The organism is Klebsiella sp. Q11, from assembly GCF_964241505.1.
Taxonomy (GTDB): Bacteria; Pseudomonadota; Gammaproteobacteria; order Enterobacterales; family Enterobacteriaceae; genus Klebsiella; species Klebsiella michiganensis.
In genome coordinates, this window is record NZ_CAXSXW010000011.1 from 15,730 (window position 1) to 31,130 (window position 15,401).

General features: G+C 45.4%; 17 protein-coding genes. 14 read left to right on the forward strand and 3 right to left on the reverse strand.

Translation table 11 applies throughout. The features are described from left to right. Nucleotides 1–38 precede the first annotated feature (38 nt). A complete protein-coding gene (locus ACESQ2_RS18290) occupies nt 39–959 on the reverse strand; it encodes a LysR substrate-binding domain-containing protein (RefSeq protein ID WP_021313392.1) in 921 nt (306 codons plus the stop codon). Nucleotides 960–1,625: 666 nt separating this feature from the next. Here ACESQ2_RS18290 and ACESQ2_RS18295 point away from each other — a divergent pair. Next, nucleotides 1,626–2,888, forward strand: coding sequence for a tyrosine-type recombinase/integrase (locus ACESQ2_RS18295; protein ID WP_373171058.1), 1,263 nt, complete (start codon nt 1,626–1,628; stop codon nt 2,886–2,888). 191 nt (nt 2,889–3,079) lie between these two features. Here ACESQ2_RS18295 and ACESQ2_RS18300 read toward each other — a convergent pair whose 3' ends face one another. Both ACESQ2_RS18300 and ACESQ2_RS18305 read right to left on the reverse strand, forming a co-directional pair. Beyond that, nucleotides 3,080–3,961, reverse strand: coding sequence for a LysR family transcriptional regulator (locus tag ACESQ2_RS18300; protein ID WP_044614187.1), 882 nt, complete (start codon nt 3,959–3,961; stop codon nt 3,080–3,082). Nucleotides 3,962–4,141: 180 nt separating this feature from the next. After that, on the reverse strand, nt 4,142–5,059 hold the full coding sequence (locus ACESQ2_RS18305; RefSeq protein WP_050887337.1) for a zinc-binding dehydrogenase: 918 nt from the start codon (nt 5,057–5,059) through the stop codon (nt 4,142–4,144). A 259-nt stretch (nt 5,060–5,318) separates the two neighbouring features. Between ACESQ2_RS18305 and ACESQ2_RS18310 the strand changes: the two genes are divergently transcribed. The 13 genes from ACESQ2_RS18310 (at nt 5,319) to ACESQ2_RS18370 (ending at nt 15,391) form a co-directional block, all read left to right on the forward strand. Beyond that, nucleotides 5,319–6,503, forward strand: coding sequence for an MFS transporter (locus ACESQ2_RS18310; RefSeq protein ID WP_046621047.1), 1,185 nt, complete (start codon nt 5,319–5,321; stop codon nt 6,501–6,503). A gap of 21 nt (nt 6,504–6,524) precedes the next feature. Then, nucleotides 6,525–7,634 carry a GNAT family N-acetyltransferase gene (locus tag ACESQ2_RS18315; protein ID WP_070550043.1) on the forward strand — a complete coding sequence of 370 codons (1,110 nt, stop codon included), beginning with the start codon at nt 6,525–6,527 and terminating at the stop codon, nt 7,632–7,634. 4 nt (nt 7,635–7,638) lie between these two features. Continuing rightward, nucleotides 7,639–9,081, forward strand: a complete 1,443-nt coding sequence (locus tag ACESQ2_RS18320; RefSeq protein WP_050500304.1) for an FAD-binding oxidoreductase — start codon at nt 7,639–7,641, stop codon at nt 9,079–9,081. A 60-nt stretch (nt 9,082–9,141) separates the two neighbouring features. Then, on the forward strand, nt 9,142–10,314 hold the full coding sequence (locus ACESQ2_RS18325; RefSeq protein WP_194761071.1) for an acyl-CoA dehydrogenase family protein: 1,173 nt from the start codon (nt 9,142–9,144) through the stop codon (nt 10,312–10,314). Between the two features lie 12 nt (nt 10,315–10,326). After that, nucleotides 10,327–11,085, forward strand: a complete 759-nt coding sequence (locus ACESQ2_RS18330; protein ID WP_044643384.1) for an SDR family NAD(P)-dependent oxidoreductase — start codon at nt 10,327–10,329, stop codon at nt 11,083–11,085. Nucleotides 11,086–11,109: 24 nt separating this feature from the next. Further along, a complete protein-coding gene (locus ACESQ2_RS18335; protein WP_044643385.1) occupies nt 11,110–11,610 on the forward strand; it encodes a cupin domain-containing protein in 501 nt (166 codons plus the stop codon). 161 nt (nt 11,611–11,771) lie between these two features. Beyond that, the gene (locus ACESQ2_RS18340; protein WP_306460115.1) at nt 11,772–12,476 is read left to right on the forward strand and encodes a hypothetical protein; all 705 of its coding nucleotides are present in this window, start codon (nt 11,772–11,774) and stop codon (nt 12,474–12,476) included. Nucleotides 12,477–12,777: 301 nt separating this feature from the next. After that, a complete protein-coding gene (locus tag ACESQ2_RS18345; RefSeq protein WP_047611253.1) occupies nt 12,778–12,972 on the forward strand; it encodes an AlpA family transcriptional regulator in 195 nt (64 codons plus the stop codon). 14 nt (nt 12,973–12,986) lie between these two features. Further along, nucleotides 12,987–13,574 (forward strand): DUF2857 domain-containing protein, encoded by a 588-nt coding sequence (locus tag ACESQ2_RS18350; RefSeq protein ID WP_044613673.1) that lies wholly within the window; start codon nt 12,987–12,989, stop codon nt 13,572–13,574. After that, on the forward strand, nt 13,564–13,773 hold the full coding sequence (locus tag ACESQ2_RS18355) for a TraR/DksA family transcriptional regulator (protein WP_044613674.1): 210 nt from the start codon (nt 13,564–13,566) through the stop codon (nt 13,771–13,773). Before ACESQ2_RS18350 ends, ACESQ2_RS18355 begins: the two co-directional genes overlap by 11 nt. Before the next feature lie 395 nt (nt 13,774–14,168). Beyond that, the gene (locus ACESQ2_RS18360; RefSeq protein WP_044613675.1) at nt 14,169–14,390 is read left to right on the forward strand and encodes a hypothetical protein; all 222 of its coding nucleotides are present in this window, start codon (nt 14,169–14,171) and stop codon (nt 14,388–14,390) included. A 76-nt stretch (nt 14,391–14,466) separates the two neighbouring features. Next, nucleotides 14,467–15,132 carry a lytic transglycosylase domain-containing protein gene (locus tag ACESQ2_RS18365; RefSeq protein ID WP_044613676.1) on the forward strand — a complete coding sequence of 222 codons (666 nt, stop codon included), beginning with the start codon at nt 14,467–14,469 and terminating at the stop codon, nt 15,130–15,132. Beyond that, nucleotides 15,113–15,391, forward strand: coding sequence for a TrbC/VirB2 family protein (locus ACESQ2_RS18370; protein ID WP_032699349.1), 279 nt, complete (start codon nt 15,113–15,115; stop codon nt 15,389–15,391). The genes ACESQ2_RS18365 and ACESQ2_RS18370 overlap by 20 nt, the downstream gene beginning before the upstream one ends. Nucleotides 15,392–15,401 lie beyond the last annotated feature (10 nt).

Here is a 15,401-nt window from a genome sequence, read left to right on the forward strand (position 1 = left end):
CTGACGTTTGCTCTACCCGCAACGGGTAGAGCAACAATTTAATGGCTGCTGACGGCCGGAGTTAATTCAACACTGCGGCAATAATCCATAAATAACCGCGTCGGCCGTGTTGGTTCATTATTTTGCAGATAAGCCATAATCAGCGTCGATGCCGCCATTTCATCGACTATATCCAGTTGCACCAGGCGCTGCCCATCGTATGTCATATCCGAACAGGGCCGGGTCACCAGCACCGAAAAGCCCAGCCCCTGCCCGACCATGCACCGCACCATTTCAATTGACGGCGAGCTATAGGCAACTTCAGGGTAATAACCATTCTCTTTGAAAATGCTGATAAAGTAATTTTTGCTGGGCACCGCATCCAACAGGATCATCGGTTCGCTTGCCAGTTCCTGTAATGTCACCGCACTTTTTTTCGCCAGCGGATGAGCCGCCGGTAGCAGCGCATAGGGTTTATGCGGCGCATTCAGCGGTTCTTTCTGAATCGCGTTGTCCAGGTCAAGATCGTAGAGAAATGCCATGTCAAAACGGCCACGATGTAAACCGTGCATCAGCTCATGCTGTTCACCGTCGTACAGCTGAATATTGATTTCTGGATAGAGTTTTTTGAAACCTGCAATCAGCTTGGGCATATACAGCGGAGCCGCCGATTCAAAACAACCCACGGCGATGGTGCCGCAAACCAGCTCATTTTCTGCGCGTGAACTTTGCTCAAACTCATAGGACAACCGCAGCAACTCCTTTGCTTTTTCGTAGAACCGTCTCCCACTGGAGGTGAGCGATACGCCCTGTGCATGATGGCGAATGAACAGCTGCTGTTCAAAAGCGTCCTCAAGGTTTTTGATGGCGACCGAAATCGAAGGCTGGGCGATGTGCAGCTGACGTGACGCTTCGGCGATGCTTTCGGTCTCAACCACAGTGACGAAATATTTAAGCTGCTTGAGTGTGAAATGCGTCATGATAAACCTTATAAAATATCTTAACGTTAATGTTCAAAATAGTTTCAACCTACCCAATTTATTTATGCAATATTTACGCCATGTTTTCTAATTGTATGACTATTCTTAATTTAAGCTTAAGGAGAAAGATCTTTTCTCAAGGGTTTAAAAGGCTAGGTTTGTAAAAAGAGTAACTTCATGCTCTGAAATTTGGCTGAGGAAAATGCCATAAGTAGAGAAGCTATTGACTACGGTATTTATGACCGACACTGACCCAACTGGAGACCCATGCTTCTTGTATATTCCAGATTCGAATGTAAAGTCTCACACCGCTTCAAATGTGGAAGCATAAGTGTCAATTGATGACTCATAAAGGAGCACGGCTTGAACAGCATGACACTTTAGCCCGCCCCCCCAAGATTAGATATAACAGCCAGTCATTCATATTCGTTTGATAAGAAGATACCTTAGATTCAGTTTACTTACGAACCTCTTGCTGACAAAAGCGATCCAGTCAGAGGAGCCAAATTCTTGTTTTCATGCCTCTTTGCGAATCCTTATGTGATTTAGATTCAATAATTTAGCGTGAAAAGTCTTCTCGATGCATTTTCATTTCCCCCTACGCATCGGGCAAGATTGGTGGTCTGATTTGGGGTCATTTCAGTTCGATTATGGAGTGACCACCATATGTCTCTGAACGACGCTAAAATCCGTAGCTTAAAACCATCCGCAAAACCCTTCAAAGTTTCTGATTCTCATGGACTGTACCTTTTAGTCAATCCAGGCGGTTCACGTCTCTGGTATCTCAAATATCGTATCAATGGTAAAGAATCTCGCCTCGGCTTAGGTGCCTATCCCGATGTTTCTCTGGCTTACGCTCGTCAGCAACGTGATGGTATACGCAAGCTGCTAACGCAGAATATCAATCCATCACAACAACGTATCGCAGAGAAAGCTGCCCGCTCACCGGAAAAAACATTTAAGCACGTTGCATTGAGCTGGCATAAAAGCAACAGAACATGGTCTGAGAACCACGCCTCCCGTCTGCTTGCCAGCATGAACAATCATATATTTCCTGTGATTGGACACTTGCCAGTAGCTGAACTGAAACCTCGTCACTTTATCGACCTGCTGAAAGGCATTGAGCAAAAAGGTCTGCTTGAAGTCGCAGCACGTACCCGGCAGCATATGTGCAACATCATGCAGCATGCGGTGCATCAGGGGATGATTGAGAGCAATCCAGCATCGAATCTCGAAGGTATCATCGCAGCACCGGTTAAACGACACTACCCCGCCCTTCCCCTTGAACGACTACCCGAATTGTTGAGTCGCATTGATGGCTATCATCAGGGACGGGAATTAACCCGGCTGGCTGTTTCTCTTACCCTGCATGTCTTTATTCGCTCCAGCGAACTGCGGTTTGCCCGCTGGACGGAGATAAGTTTCACAAATAAAATCTGGACGATCCCCGCCACACGAGAACCGCTCCCAGGCGTCCGCTATTCCAGCAGGGGGGCGAAAATGCGCACGCCGCACATTGTGCCGCTGTCACAACAGACCATCGACATACTGAAGCAGATAAGAGAAATCTCCGGTGATCAGGAGTTGCTGTTCCCCAGCATCCATAATCCATCCAGACCAATGAGTGAAAATACGGTTAATAAGGCGCTGCGGCTGATGGAATATAAAACTAAAGAGGATGTCTGCGGCCACGGATTCCGGGCAATGGCCTGTAGTGCCCTGATAGAATCAGGTCTCTGGTCACAGGATGCAGTTGAGCGTCAGATGAGCCATCAGGAGCGCAATAGCGTTCGAGCAGCCTACATCCACAAGGCGGAGCATCTGGAAGCCCGCAAGGCGATGATGCAGTGGTGGTCAGATTATCTGGACAGGTGCAGAGAGGAATTCGTGCCATCCTATATTTTGGGCCATCAGCAGTCCAAAGTCTGAACTACGGTATATACCGATTGATAAGCTTGAAAAAGGGCTCAGCTAATGAGCCCCGTTTAAGACTAAATACTTCGCATATATACTTAAAACACCATCAGCTTCATACAAAGCTTGGTTTTTAGTCACAGAATTGAGCAGGATGTTGAATTTGGCCCCTCACAAATCAAGCACAATTGCATCTGTGTTGGGGGTCAAGTATTTATTCCTAACGCTGCCAGCAATGTACTGATTTTAGGCGAACGATGGCGCGATTTTGCATAAATTAATGAAAGCGGAATCGAAGCCTCGGAGTATTCATGTAGTAGCTCGACAAGTTTACCGTTTTCCAGATATTTACCGACCGCAAAGTCCATTATCTGAACAACTCCCATCCCGCTGAGTGCCGCCTCTAACAGTACATCCGCAGTATCGACGACCAGATTACCCTTAATATCAAAAGCCTGCTGTTCTCCCGCTATAGAATAAAACCACTTTGTGCTACGCCCAGTTCTCTGTGCTTTAACAGCCAGACAGTTATGCTGTACCAGTTCCGCTGGCTCTTTTGGAATTCCGTGGCTGTTTAAATATTCCGGTGACGCAACGGTGACAAAACGTAAATGCTTAATAGTTCTGGCGATAAGCCGTGAGTCCTGTACGCTGCCAATTCTAATCGCCGCGTCAAAGCCTTCTTCCACCAAATCAACCAATCGGTCAGTCATAACCGCGTCAATTGTTAATGCCGGATATCTGTCCAGAATCTCTTTGAGCATAGGAATAATTACCAATCGGCCATAGGCAGAAGGTGTCGTTATTTTTAGTTCGCCTTCAGGGAATACCGTTCTGCCGGTAATCGAATGCCCAACCTCATCCATTTCATGAATCAGGCTTTTTGAGGATTCATATAAAAAAACGCCATCGGTAGTCAGACTTACAGAGTGGGTATTGCGGTTAAGCAAGGTAACACGAAGGTCGAGCTCAAGCCTGGTAATTGCACGTGAGACCCCTGATTGGGTGAGGCCCAATGCCTGCGCAGCTTTGGTAAAACTCTGCGTTTCCCCTACCTTAATAAAGATTTTAAGCGCGTTTAAATCCATAAGTCTTCTCTTACATCTCTTACACGAACATCTATGCCTCGTGGAGGTATCAAGATACAAAAAAAAACTGACAGAAGTTAAATATCAATGTGTTATTAGTTAAAAGATAACGCTATGTCGCCACAATTATTGCAATATCCTTGCGTGGCGACAGCATAGAGGACTATGTACGAGTTGAGCTTAGTCCTGAGGTACGTTGAGCGTGACTTTGCCTGGAGCGAGAAGATGCATGAAATCCTGTTTAATGACTTTATCCCAACTACCAATATTATCCGCGTATACTTTAATGATCTTCTCGTCAACGAGAGTGAGCAAGGTGTTTAAATCTTCTCCGGCCGGGGAATAATCCTTATAAGAAATCAGATCGATTCCTCGTGATACCAAAATTGTGGTGTCTATGCTCGCCACCTGTCCCGAGGCAACGCCCAGAATGAGAACTGTGCCATTAGGGACAACATTGTCTAATAGATGAGCCAGTAAATCGCCACCGACGGTATCGACCAGTGCATCAAAGGTTCCCTCAAAAGGGTATTCTTTAGCCAATAGTACCTCGTTGGGTTTAACGTCGCTGGCTTGCAGCCAATCGAATCCACGCTGACTGTGCACCACCGCCGAAACTTTAATACCGGCATGCATTGCCAACTGAACCAACAAATGCCCGACTCCGCCCGTTGCACCGGTAACGGCCAGAGACTGGCCCGGCTGCAAATGAAGGGATCGCAGAGAACGCAGCGCCGTTAATCCTGCCACCGGCAACGCTGCTGCAACCGCTGCTGATACACTCTCTGGCACGATAGCGACATTGGCACGATCGACAACGCGATATTGGCTCCAGGCACCCGAAAAGCTCCATGTTAATACCCGCTCCCCAATTTTTGGTCCCTGACCGTCGGTGCTGGTCTCGATCACAATACCAAATGCATCCCATCCGGCAGGCTTATCCGATTCCCAGGGAAAGTCTAATTCTCCCCGATTAAGTGATATATTGGAAACTCTGATTAAAATATCACTTTCCGTCCTTCTGACTGGCCGCTGTACATCGGTAAATCTAAAACCACCAGTATCTGATTTCACAATTGCTTGCACGTATTCACTCATTGTTATTTTCCTTTTCGATATTCACACATTCAGAAAAATCAATTAAATAAATAACATTATCTATTTTTAAGATAAGCCGATGACAATTTAATTACCTAAATTCGATATCTTAACCTCCTAACCTAACACGACAACTCGATAAACCAGCAGATTATATTGGTGAAAAATGTCATAACAATTATGATTCATATTCTGTTTACAAAAACTGATGATCGAGGGTATTAGTTTCATTACTGTTAATCACATTGAGTGAATTTTTATGAATAAACCACTTCCAGCGGCAATATATGTTTTAGGTTTTACTCTATTTGCCATGACAACATCTGAATACATGGTCGCAGGATTAATCACATCCATGTCATCTGATTTAGGTGTTTCCATTCCTAAAGTTGGATATTTAATTACCATTTATTCATTAGGTATGGTTTTCGGTGGTCCCTTGCTTGCTACATTTTTAGTTAAACTTAGCAATAAAGCAGCATTATTGACTATTACTGGCATATTTCTTGTCGCCCAAGTAGTCGCAACCGTTTCTGCAACTTATGATCTTTTAGCAGTAGCGAGGTTTGCGACCGGATTATCTTCGGCAGCCTTCTTCGGTTTTGCGCTGTTGACAGCGGCAAAAATGGTTCCACCGGAACGCTTTGGCGTTGCAGCCTCCATCGTATTGGGCGGGATGATGATAGCGACGGTGGCGGGACTGCCACTATCAGCAATACTTGACCAGTATTATGGCTGGAGAGTTTCCTTCGCATTAATTATTGTCCTTACATCTTTAGCTGGAATAGGTATTATACTGATTGTTCCTAAATTCAAGGCGGAGGTTAAGGGTAGTATTAAGGCTGAATTTGGTTCAATTATAAACAGATCAATCTGGGGGGCTTTTATTACAAGTTTCTTTATTATTGCTGCTACATTCGCGACATTCAGTTACTTCGTTCCCTATTTTGAAAACACTGTCGGTTTCGATATTCCATATATCCCGGCTATTCTTTTCGCTTACGGTGTATTCACGGTAATTGGTAACTTTCTTGTAGGTCGACTAGCAGATAAATCGCCGATTAAAGTTGTTTTCACCGGAAGCGTCGTGCTAGTACTTGCACTGTTTGGGCTTTATACCTTCTACGAAAATAAAATATTAGTGCTGATATCTGTAATGATTTTAGGACTTACTGGTATTACTCTCACTCCTGCCATGTCCTCACGCGTGTTTAAAGCAGCCCCTAATACTTCATTAATTAACACTATGCATACCTCCGTTATTTGTCTTGGAGTAGTTATTGGTTCATGGGCCGGTGGCTATGCAATCGACCAAGGTTATGGCTACCGTGCACCAACTCTCATCGGTATTTTTTTAGCAGGATTGGCGATTGTCACCCTACTCCCTGTTTTGAGAAACAACCGTTACGATACTCCTGCTGTTAATCCTCAGACAAATATCTGACTGTACCAATAGGAATAGACCATGAACAGTGAAACTAATTCATTAGGCTATGAAAATAACATTCAAACTATTCCGGAATCGCACTCATTTCCCGAAAAAAAATACAAGCATGAGATCCCAATCATTTACCATAGCGAGAGTGATAAAATTATCGACCAAAGTTGCGAGGCAAGGTTATTAAATGACACGCCCAATAAAAAATCATGCACACATAAAATATTTGTTATACGAAAATGCAAGCCGGAGCATATAGGAGACATTTTCTTGCGGCCATCAGAAAATGATTATAGCAGCATAATTCTAGACATTAACATTCATACGCCATTAGGAGAAAAAATAAAAACCGGACTATTCCGTAAACTTTCATTTTTTTTATTTGAAAAATATAAGACACTGAGAGTTGAGACTCACATTCTGATTGATCATCATAAAATCATTAATAGCCTTATATTGAGCGGGTATACTTTTGAAGGTATTACACAAAAATTTAATGTAAATTCAGAGCTAGAGGAATTTGCAGTATTTTCATTATTGAAGGATCAAACTAACACGGGAAAAAGCCTATTATTCCCTGCAGTGGATAGTAATATTTATCGCGATGAAAAAATTGCACTACGTTTAGCCGAAACAAAAGACACATTTTGTATATGGTTAGAGCAATCAAATCCTGAATCATCGAAGTGGGGTTTATTCGAAACAGCATCACTTGATGAAATAAAACAAAAAGTCAGGCGTTGCGGGCTTAATTCAGCCGTAGGTCCTAATATATTACTAACTATTATAGAATGCTCAACTGGTAATGCTGTAGGAAAAATTGTTATCCGCAATGTTGTACCACCTCATGTAGGTGATGTGGGTTACGGGATATTGCCGGAATATCGTGGTTTAGGCTACGCCGTAAGGGCACTGAATCTTTTGAAAAAATGGGCCTTTAATGAAGCTGGTTATGTACGTTTAGAACTTGGTGTCAAAGAAGGCAATATCGCGTCAGAAAGAGTCGCGCAAAAGGGAGGGTTTGAATTTGAGGGGATGCGTCCGGGACGATTGAAAAATCACGATGGTTCATACAGTAATGAAATGCACTATTTCTTTCTGAACCCGAATATTAGCTATCGCAAAATAGAGGATTGATTAAATGAGCAAAAAGTTCATCTCCTTTCTCGAACAGCATTTAGATCATAAAAACGTCGTCGCCTATGTAAAAACACCGAATGATGTTGGTGAATATACTTCCCCATCGGTTTCTGGCCGAGTGGATGTTTCCAGTATTGAACAAGTAATTCGTATTGTTAAGCTAGCAGATCAATTTGACGGAGAAACAGCGCTTTATCCCTACTCAACTGGATACAATTGGGGGCTAGGTTCAACAAAACCTCCGTCAGACAACGCCGTGCAGTTGAAGCTGACCGGATTAAATAAAATTCGCGAGATTAATATCGCAGAGGGTTATGCTGTCATTGAGCCAGGTGTGACGCAGGGAATATTATCGCAAAAATTACTGAACACCCATCGCTTTATTAATGTGACAGCCTCATCTGCAGAAACGAGTTTTTTAGGTAATGCTCTCGATCGGGGCGTCGGGTTGAGGCACCAGCGTACAGAAGATCTTCTCGGCCTGGAAATTGTTCTCGCCAACGGGACACTGCACCGAGTGGGCTGGTGGCCGGAACAGGGAAAACATAGCGCATTATACTCCCACGGGATTGGCCCTTCACTGGTGCAATTATTCACCCAATCGAATCTCGGAATTATAACCGGTGGCGTTGTACGTCTACTTAATCGACCAGAAAAATCTCGCGTCGCCTATATTTCCTTTTCTCCCGAAAACTTAGAGTATGCGATCAATACTTTCCAGCGTTGGTCAGCACAAGGGTTAATTCACGGTGTACTTAAGGTTTATGATGAAACCTCAACACTGACGTATGGTGCGAATAAGGGCGAGTTTCTCGTTCATTTGCCTCTTTCGGGAGCTGCCTCAGTAGTATCGGCACTTTCCACCGCGCTGGAAACCGAGTTTGTAAAAGCTGGCGAGAAATTCATCTCTTTGATCTGGAACGACAGCCCTACGAATCCTTATCAAGATGATATCGTCGCCAATCTAGTCAACGCTGCTTATCAAGGGGATACTAAATATCATGATATCCTTCTGGAGAAGACGCTCGGTACTACACCGGCTGAAATAGATGCCGAAGGCAAAGGCTGGATATTTTTCTTGCCTCTGCTTCCTTTTACCGGTCAGGCTATTAAACAGGCTTATCTACATTTCGACGATATCTTCGAGTCTACTGGCGTGCGCTGCGGCGCCACAATTAATACGCTGAGTGATCAGATTATTGATCTCGTTGTATCCATTCGTTTTGAACGCGTAGAAGAGGAAATAAGAAAAGCTCATCGTGCTCTGAAACTTCTTCATGAAAAATTTAGTGCTTCCGGTTTTTATCCTTATCGTTTGGACGTCGAACATCCTCTCGCCAATAGTCGTAATGCCAGAACGCTTCGTGAAGGTGAAATCATTAGAAGCTTGCAAAAAACTTTAGACCCAAAGGGAATTTTCGCATCCGGGCGATATAGTTATTAATAATAACCAATATGTACTTTTAAGATTTAATCATATAGGTTCATTTATTGAGGCACATCCATGATAACTCATGAAGAAAATACATTTAGCAATATATTAGTTAATCTAAGAGATTTACGTGGCAAATTACGTAACTCCGCTCGTGAAATAGAAGAGCATCGCAGGATACCACTCAATATTATTGAAAGGCTACGTGGCATTGGGATATTTGGAATGTGTTTCCCGCAATCATGGGGCGGTGCCGGACTGACGTCGATTGAGCAAATCCTTGTGCTGGAAGAACTCGCCCGGGGCGATACGGCTACCGCCTGGTGCGCCATGATTGGTTGTGACTCAGGTATTTATTCAGGTTTCTTGGAAGAAAAAAGCGCCAAAGAGATCTTTCCACACGCCAATCTGGCCGTGGCGGGTTGGATACACCCGCAGGGAAAAGCCGAGATAGTTGATGGCGGCTACATTGTCACTGGCAAATGGCGTTTTGCCAGCGGATCGCCTCATGGCGATGTCATCTCGGCAGGTTGCTTCCTCTACCGTAACGGCAATCTTATACTGGATGATAACGGCAAGCCCCTTTGGCGAGTCATGCTGGCGCGTCCTGCCGACTACCTTTTTTCCGACACCTGGTTCACCACCGGCCTGCGGGGAAGCGGCAGTCAGGACTACTCCACGCAAGGATTGTTCATTCCCGAACAGCACGCGTTCAATTTCTCGGATCCAAAACGTCAAGGGCCACTGCACAAAACGCCGGATGCAATTTTACGCAAAATGGCCGGTATCCCGCTGGGGCTTGCGAGAGCCTGTCTGGACTATATCTACGACGTCGCCGACGACCGCACAGACAGAATCAATGATGTGAAATGGCGAAACTCAAAGCGCGTACAGACGGCGGTGGCTAACGCAGAGAATCAGTTATTTATCACTAGAAACGCGGCGCTCACCAGCGTAAGTACATTATGGCAGGCGCTCGAAGCCGATGCCGCTCATGACGATATTACTCATTGGCGCGTGCAGTCAGCTTTGAGTCGAAGAAATGCCTTTCAAACCGCACGAACCATCGTTTCAAGCTTGTATGACCTACAGGGTGGGGGTTCTATCTACACCCATGAAACACCTTTTGATCGCGCATTACGTGATATCAACACTATTTGCCAGCACGCTGTCGCGCAGGAAAAAGTCCTGCAGGTGTGCGGCGATATTCTCCTTGGTGGCAAAGTCGAAGATTACTTTATATAAGGAAGAGAACCGATGAGTGGTATTTTTTCGCAAAAGAAAATTCTTGTAACCGGCGCAGGCAGTGGACTTGGCAGAGAAATAGCCTTGGCATTTTCACGACTTGGCGGAACCGTTATTCTTGCAGGTCGAAATAAGCAGAAACTAGAAGAGACAGCGCAAGCGATCTCCGAGACTCCTGGCAAATCATGGGTTATTCCTTTCGACGTAAATAATAATCAATCAATAGATAACCTGTTTGATGAAATTAAAAATAGAGTCGGTACTCTTGATATTGCCGTTAATAACGCCGGAGTATTTTCTTTTGGTTTTGTCGATGAAACCTCCAGTAAAGACTTTAATCACGTATTCACTACTAATGTCATTGGTTTGTTTGAAAGTCTGAAGCGCGAACTTCAGTCGATGAAAGAAAACCGGGCCGGGACTATCGTTAATATTTCATCAAATATGTCTATCGGGCTGAATATTCCGGGCACGGCAGCCTACACCGCGTCAAAGGCTGCCGTCGATGCATTGACCCGCGTCTCGGCAAAAGAGGCTATCACGCACGGCGTGCGAGTTTTCTCAATAAACCCAGGTCCATTGGCCACCGAAATGACCCAACTTCCCGGCGAATCGGCGGCAGACCGTGACAAAAGATGGCGCGATTTGATCCCCATTGGGCGTATTGGCGATGTTAAAGAGATCGCTCAAGCCATTATTTGGTCCTGCTCAGGCCAGTCTGACTACTTAGTGGGTACACGAATAGTTATCGATGGCGGCCACTCTCTTTAAATTCATAACCGTGAGGTACAAATAATGCAACCATTTATTATTAGAGATAATGAAGGCGTTCCGCTTTGGTTAAATAATGACACCTATACTATCAAGCTTGACAAAGAAAATACCGGCGGCAGCATTTCTATTATTCAGGGATTTGTTGGGCCTGGTGGTGGTCCGATCTGGCATCTTCATGAAGACGCTGATGAGATATTTTATGTACTAGACGGCCAATTAACCGTAAGAGCCGGAGAAAATATCTTTCAGGCAAACCCTGGCGATTTTGTTTATGTACCAAAGGGCATTTATCACCAATTTAGAAATAACAGCATTAAACCTATCAAGATATTGTTGATGTTCTCTCCCGCAGGTTTCGAAGGGTTCTTTAGAGAAACAGGCATTGTAGCGAAAGAGGGTGTTCCCCCACCGTTACACATTCATGATGCAGAAGCAAACAGACGGGCTATAAAGATTGGTGGAAAATATCTTTCTTTTGTTCCTGATTTTGAAAATCCCGACATCAATCCAAATTTAAAATAAACCAAAATGCCGCGAATTTTTTGCGGCATTCTTATATTGCAAATCAATACGAATGGATAATACTGAAAAAAATATCCAACCTTCCATCAACAGTCATTCTTTATTCACCTTATGAGAGGGCATTATATTTATCAGCACGGATATGTAAAAGGAGATATGTTATGTCAGACAGACTCGCTTTTCTTAAGAATAAAAATGTAAACTCAGACTGGTTAACTATCAAAGAAGCAGTTAAAGCATCAAAGAAAAACGGCATTAGAAAAATACAAGAAAGTGATATCTATCGATATGCTCTGCAGGGAAAAATCCTCCTTTCGATATACTTTCAGTCTCCAATTACCTTGAGGAAAATAAAATCCTATAACCATAAATTAAAGCTAAAACCTAAAGATAATAATTTACCTGACGGCAAAATTACGTCGGATGAAATCGTTTTTTTTAGCGAGAGTAATTTAACTTTCAGCACCGAAGGTAAATATTTTCACACTGCTCATGGCGTCATTGATACAAGTCTTTTTGGATATGAATATTTTCTCATACAATGCCTACTTGCTCACAATCTAAAAATACCATCACCTGTACTTAGAGGGAACAATAACTATGGCATCACTGTTTCCTTATCAGGGGAAAACTTTCTAGTTCACAATAGAATTTCATTACGCAATGGAATCTCATTAAATGGCATAGATTTAAGTTTTAATGATGCCTACTTACCTATTTATAACTTACCGAAGGATGCATGTTTTGTTATCAGGCAAACTGAGTTAAATAAAATAGTCAACTGGCTGGCTGGAAAAAAAATCACTCTCGGACTCTTCCACACGCATATCATCCCCTCTATCAAGACTATTTTGGCTTGCCTGTAGAAATAATGAAACTATCAGCCCGTTGATAGGAAAACCTTACAAGTTGCTATCCATTTTTGAGCAATGGGCATCAGAGGAAGGCATTACCGATCGATTCAGTGGCGACACGCTCAAAACTGCGCTTGAGCGCGGCTCGCCCCCTTCCCTACCAACACAAAAGTAAGATGATGCCCTTCGCTATGAAAACCCGTATTAAGGATTGGATTTTCCGTAATACGGGTTCATCAACTTTCTCCGCACCACGACTTTGTGTTGTCGTGTTATCTCCCGGCTAGCGCAACATCTGCCACAGGAGAATACCGTGACATCTCATCAGTTATTACGTCTGAAACAGGTTGAAGAAAAAACGGGCCTGAAGCGCTCTCAAATCTATCTGTATATGAAAGACGGCACCTTCCCTCGCTCAATCAAGATTGGCCCAGCCAGTGTCGCCTGGCTCGAATCGGAAATTGACGAATGGATCAATATTAAATTAGTCCGCCGCTCAATAAGCTGAAGGGAGAAAACACCATGATAATCCCGTCACTGAATTACGCCGTTTTAACCGATGCCTTGCATGCATTGAAGGATGGCAACATTCGCTACTGTGAATCGCTCGGATTCACTTTCGACGAAATGAATGCCCTCAACCAATTATCACTAGACGAGCTGTTTATCATCAGTCGGGAGTCTGCGCAGTTTTTGGCTGTGACGGTTCATCACGACGCATTACACCTGCTTCTGGCTAAATCCCGTAAGGAGGTTCTGCAGCAGCAACGTATTAATCATGCCATCCGGCTCGGCGGGTCAATTGCGCTACTCAACAAATATTTTGGCCTCACCTCCAACGAAGTTTGCCTTCGCCGCCGGTTACTGGGCGTCCGTGTGCCTTATGGCCGGACGCCAGAGCCGAACGAAGAGACGGATGCGGCCATCTGGCGGCAATGGCAACAATGCCGGGTGGCCAACCTGGACTCGGCCGATGCGCTGGCCGCCATGATGCAGGTAACGCAAACCCTGCTGCCGAAAGTCGAAGGGTTGTCACTGACCATCGTTTGGAAGCGGATCGCACTTTGTGAACAGGAGACGTCAGACCGGAGGGCCGCACATGCCAGATGAGATCGACCGCGATCAGGAATTTAATGAGCAACGACTGGAGGATATGATTGAACAGAGTCGTTTTAAGCCAGGGTCTACGCCATCATTATTCCATTGTCGTCTATGCGGTAAGCCCATTCCTGAAAAGCGACGGCAGGCACTCCCGGGCATAACCACCTGCACAGAATGCCAGAAAAAACTTGAACGTCGAACACGTTAATAATGGTCATAAAGACATGCAGGAATATTTCCCCTGCATGTCTTTATCATTAACTATGAATATACAGTCGTCTTTATTAACTATTTCACTTACTTTTATTTTTCGCAGAGCTTACCCCCTCCACCACTAATTTATCTCTCTCATTTTAACTTTGAATTTATAGTTTATATACCGCCCCGGATATCTGATCCTGAAAACCTCATTACATAATAGCTACCCGAATGGACGTTAATTCCCCCGGGTCGGGTACTGCTCTTTAAAAATAAGTTTCGGGCTGTCACGAAACCACAATTCAGGGTGCCGCTGAATGTTCTCGCTGACCCGTTAAAACCGGAATGCAGAATTGGGATGTGACATTCATTTAACTCATTGTTGTTTTTATTAGAGGAGGCGTCATGCGAAAACCCATTTATCACGTATTTGTCACCCAGGAAAGTCAGCCCGACCCACAGGGTGAAAAAAACACCTGGTGGACGAAAGTCGGCGTCGCTTTCGCCCATCACGATAAACCCGGACTGAACGTGGTACTGACACCCGGCATTGCCGTTTCCGGAAAGCTGGTGCTCCTTGAGCCCCGGGATGACGGCGACACAACACAGGATACTCATCCCGTTTAACCACCCTTACCCTTTTTCCGGCCCTGTGCCGTCTGATGGCGGTACGCGTTGCCCGGTTTATCATTCCGAGGCCATCATGCTTTCCACCACCGTATTTCTGGCGGCGGCTATGCAGTGCGCCCCCAGCATTCACCCGTCTACGGTACTTGATGTGGCGCGGGTCGAATCCGGTTTGAATCCGTATGCCATCGCTGAAATTCTGCCCGGTGGCAAAGGCGTGATTTCACATTTCCCCACGAGCAGGGATGAGGCCGTCAGCCTCACCGGACGGTTGGCAGCACAGGGCCGACGCTATTCGGTCGGGCTGATGCAAATCACCAGCACCAATTTCCGTCATTACCGCGCGAGCGCCCGTGACCTTCTTAACCCCTGTACCAACCTGTCCGTGTTTGAGCACATCCTCACCGACTGCTACCGCCGCGGCGGTTCCCTCAAACGTGCGCTCAGTTGCTACTACTCAGGAAATTTCACGACCGGCCAACAGCCGGAATCTGCGTTTAACCAGACCAGCTACATCCAGCGCATCGGCTACGCCGTGCCGTCAACGCGGGAAGACCGGCAGCGACTTCCCGCCGAAAAGCTCGTGCCGACAATCCGTTACCCCGCCGCCGTCATGCGTGGCGAGCTTACCGATAACGCCACGCCAGTTCTGACATCCCTGCACTACCCCAACGCCTTGATACGCGGCGCGTTACCCATTCCCGACCCCAGGAGGAACAATGATGAAACGAAAACAGACTGACTGGCCCGCCCTCTCTTCCTTGTTAATGGCAAGCCCGGTGCTGGCAGCAGACAGCGGATTTAATAAAGCCAATGAGACGCTGAGTAACACCTCCACTGGCCTGCTCGGGCTGGCCGCCGTCACCATCACGCTGGCCACCATGTGGGTGGGATACAAAGTCTTGTTTGACGGCAAGAGCCTGCACGACATGCGCAACGTCATCATTGGCGCCATCCTTATCGTCGGTGCGTCAGGTTTCGGTGCCTACTGGGCGTCATAAGGGAGGTAAC

Bases quoted from the DNA above. Each gene is read 5' to 3' on its own strand.
- ACESQ2_RS18290 (WP_021313392.1), bottom strand. From the start codon at position 959: ATGACGCATTTCACACTCAAGCAGCTTAAATATTTCGTCACTGTGGTT.
- ACESQ2_RS18295 (WP_373171058.1), top strand. From the start codon at position 1,626: ATGTCTCTGAACGACGCTAAAATCCGTAGCTTAAAACCATCCGCAAAA.
- ACESQ2_RS18300 (WP_044614187.1), bottom strand. From the start codon at position 3,961: ATGGATTTAAACGCGCTTAAAATCTTTATTAAGGTAGGGGAAACGCAG.
- ACESQ2_RS18305 (WP_050887337.1), bottom strand. From the start codon at position 5,059: ATGAGTGAATACGTGCAAGCAATTGTGAAATCAGATACTGGTGGTTTT.
- ACESQ2_RS18310 (WP_046621047.1), top strand. From the start codon at position 5,319: ATGAATAAACCACTTCCAGCGGCAATATATGTTTTAGGTTTTACTCTA.
- ACESQ2_RS18315 (WP_070550043.1), top strand. From the start codon at position 6,525: ATGAACAGTGAAACTAATTCATTAGGCTATGAAAATAACATTCAAACT.
- ACESQ2_RS18320 (WP_050500304.1), top strand. From the start codon at position 7,639: ATGAGCAAAAAGTTCATCTCCTTTCTCGAACAGCATTTAGATCATAAA.
- ACESQ2_RS18325 (WP_194761071.1), top strand. From the start codon at position 9,142: ATGATAACTCATGAAGAAAATACATTTAGCAATATATTAGTTAATCTA.
- ACESQ2_RS18330 (WP_044643384.1), top strand. From the start codon at position 10,327: ATGAGTGGTATTTTTTCGCAAAAGAAAATTCTTGTAACCGGCGCAGGC.
- ACESQ2_RS18335 (WP_044643385.1), top strand. From the start codon at position 11,110: ATGCAACCATTTATTATTAGAGATAATGAAGGCGTTCCGCTTTGGTTA.
- ACESQ2_RS18340 (WP_306460115.1), top strand. From the start codon at position 11,772: ATGTCAGACAGACTCGCTTTTCTTAAGAATAAAAATGTAAACTCAGAC.
- ACESQ2_RS18350 (WP_044613673.1), top strand. From the start codon at position 12,987: ATGATAATCCCGTCACTGAATTACGCCGTTTTAACCGATGCCTTGCAT.
- ACESQ2_RS18355 (WP_044613674.1), top strand. From the start codon at position 13,564: ATGCCAGATGAGATCGACCGCGATCAGGAATTTAATGAGCAACGACTG.
- ACESQ2_RS18360 (WP_044613675.1), top strand. From the start codon at position 14,169: ATGCGAAAACCCATTTATCACGTATTTGTCACCCAGGAAAGTCAGCCC.
- ACESQ2_RS18365 (WP_044613676.1), top strand. From the start codon at position 14,467: ATGCTTTCCACCACCGTATTTCTGGCGGCGGCTATGCAGTGCGCCCCC.
- ACESQ2_RS18370 (WP_032699349.1), top strand. From the start codon at position 15,113: ATGAAACGAAAACAGACTGACTGGCCCGCCCTCTCTTCCTTGTTAATG.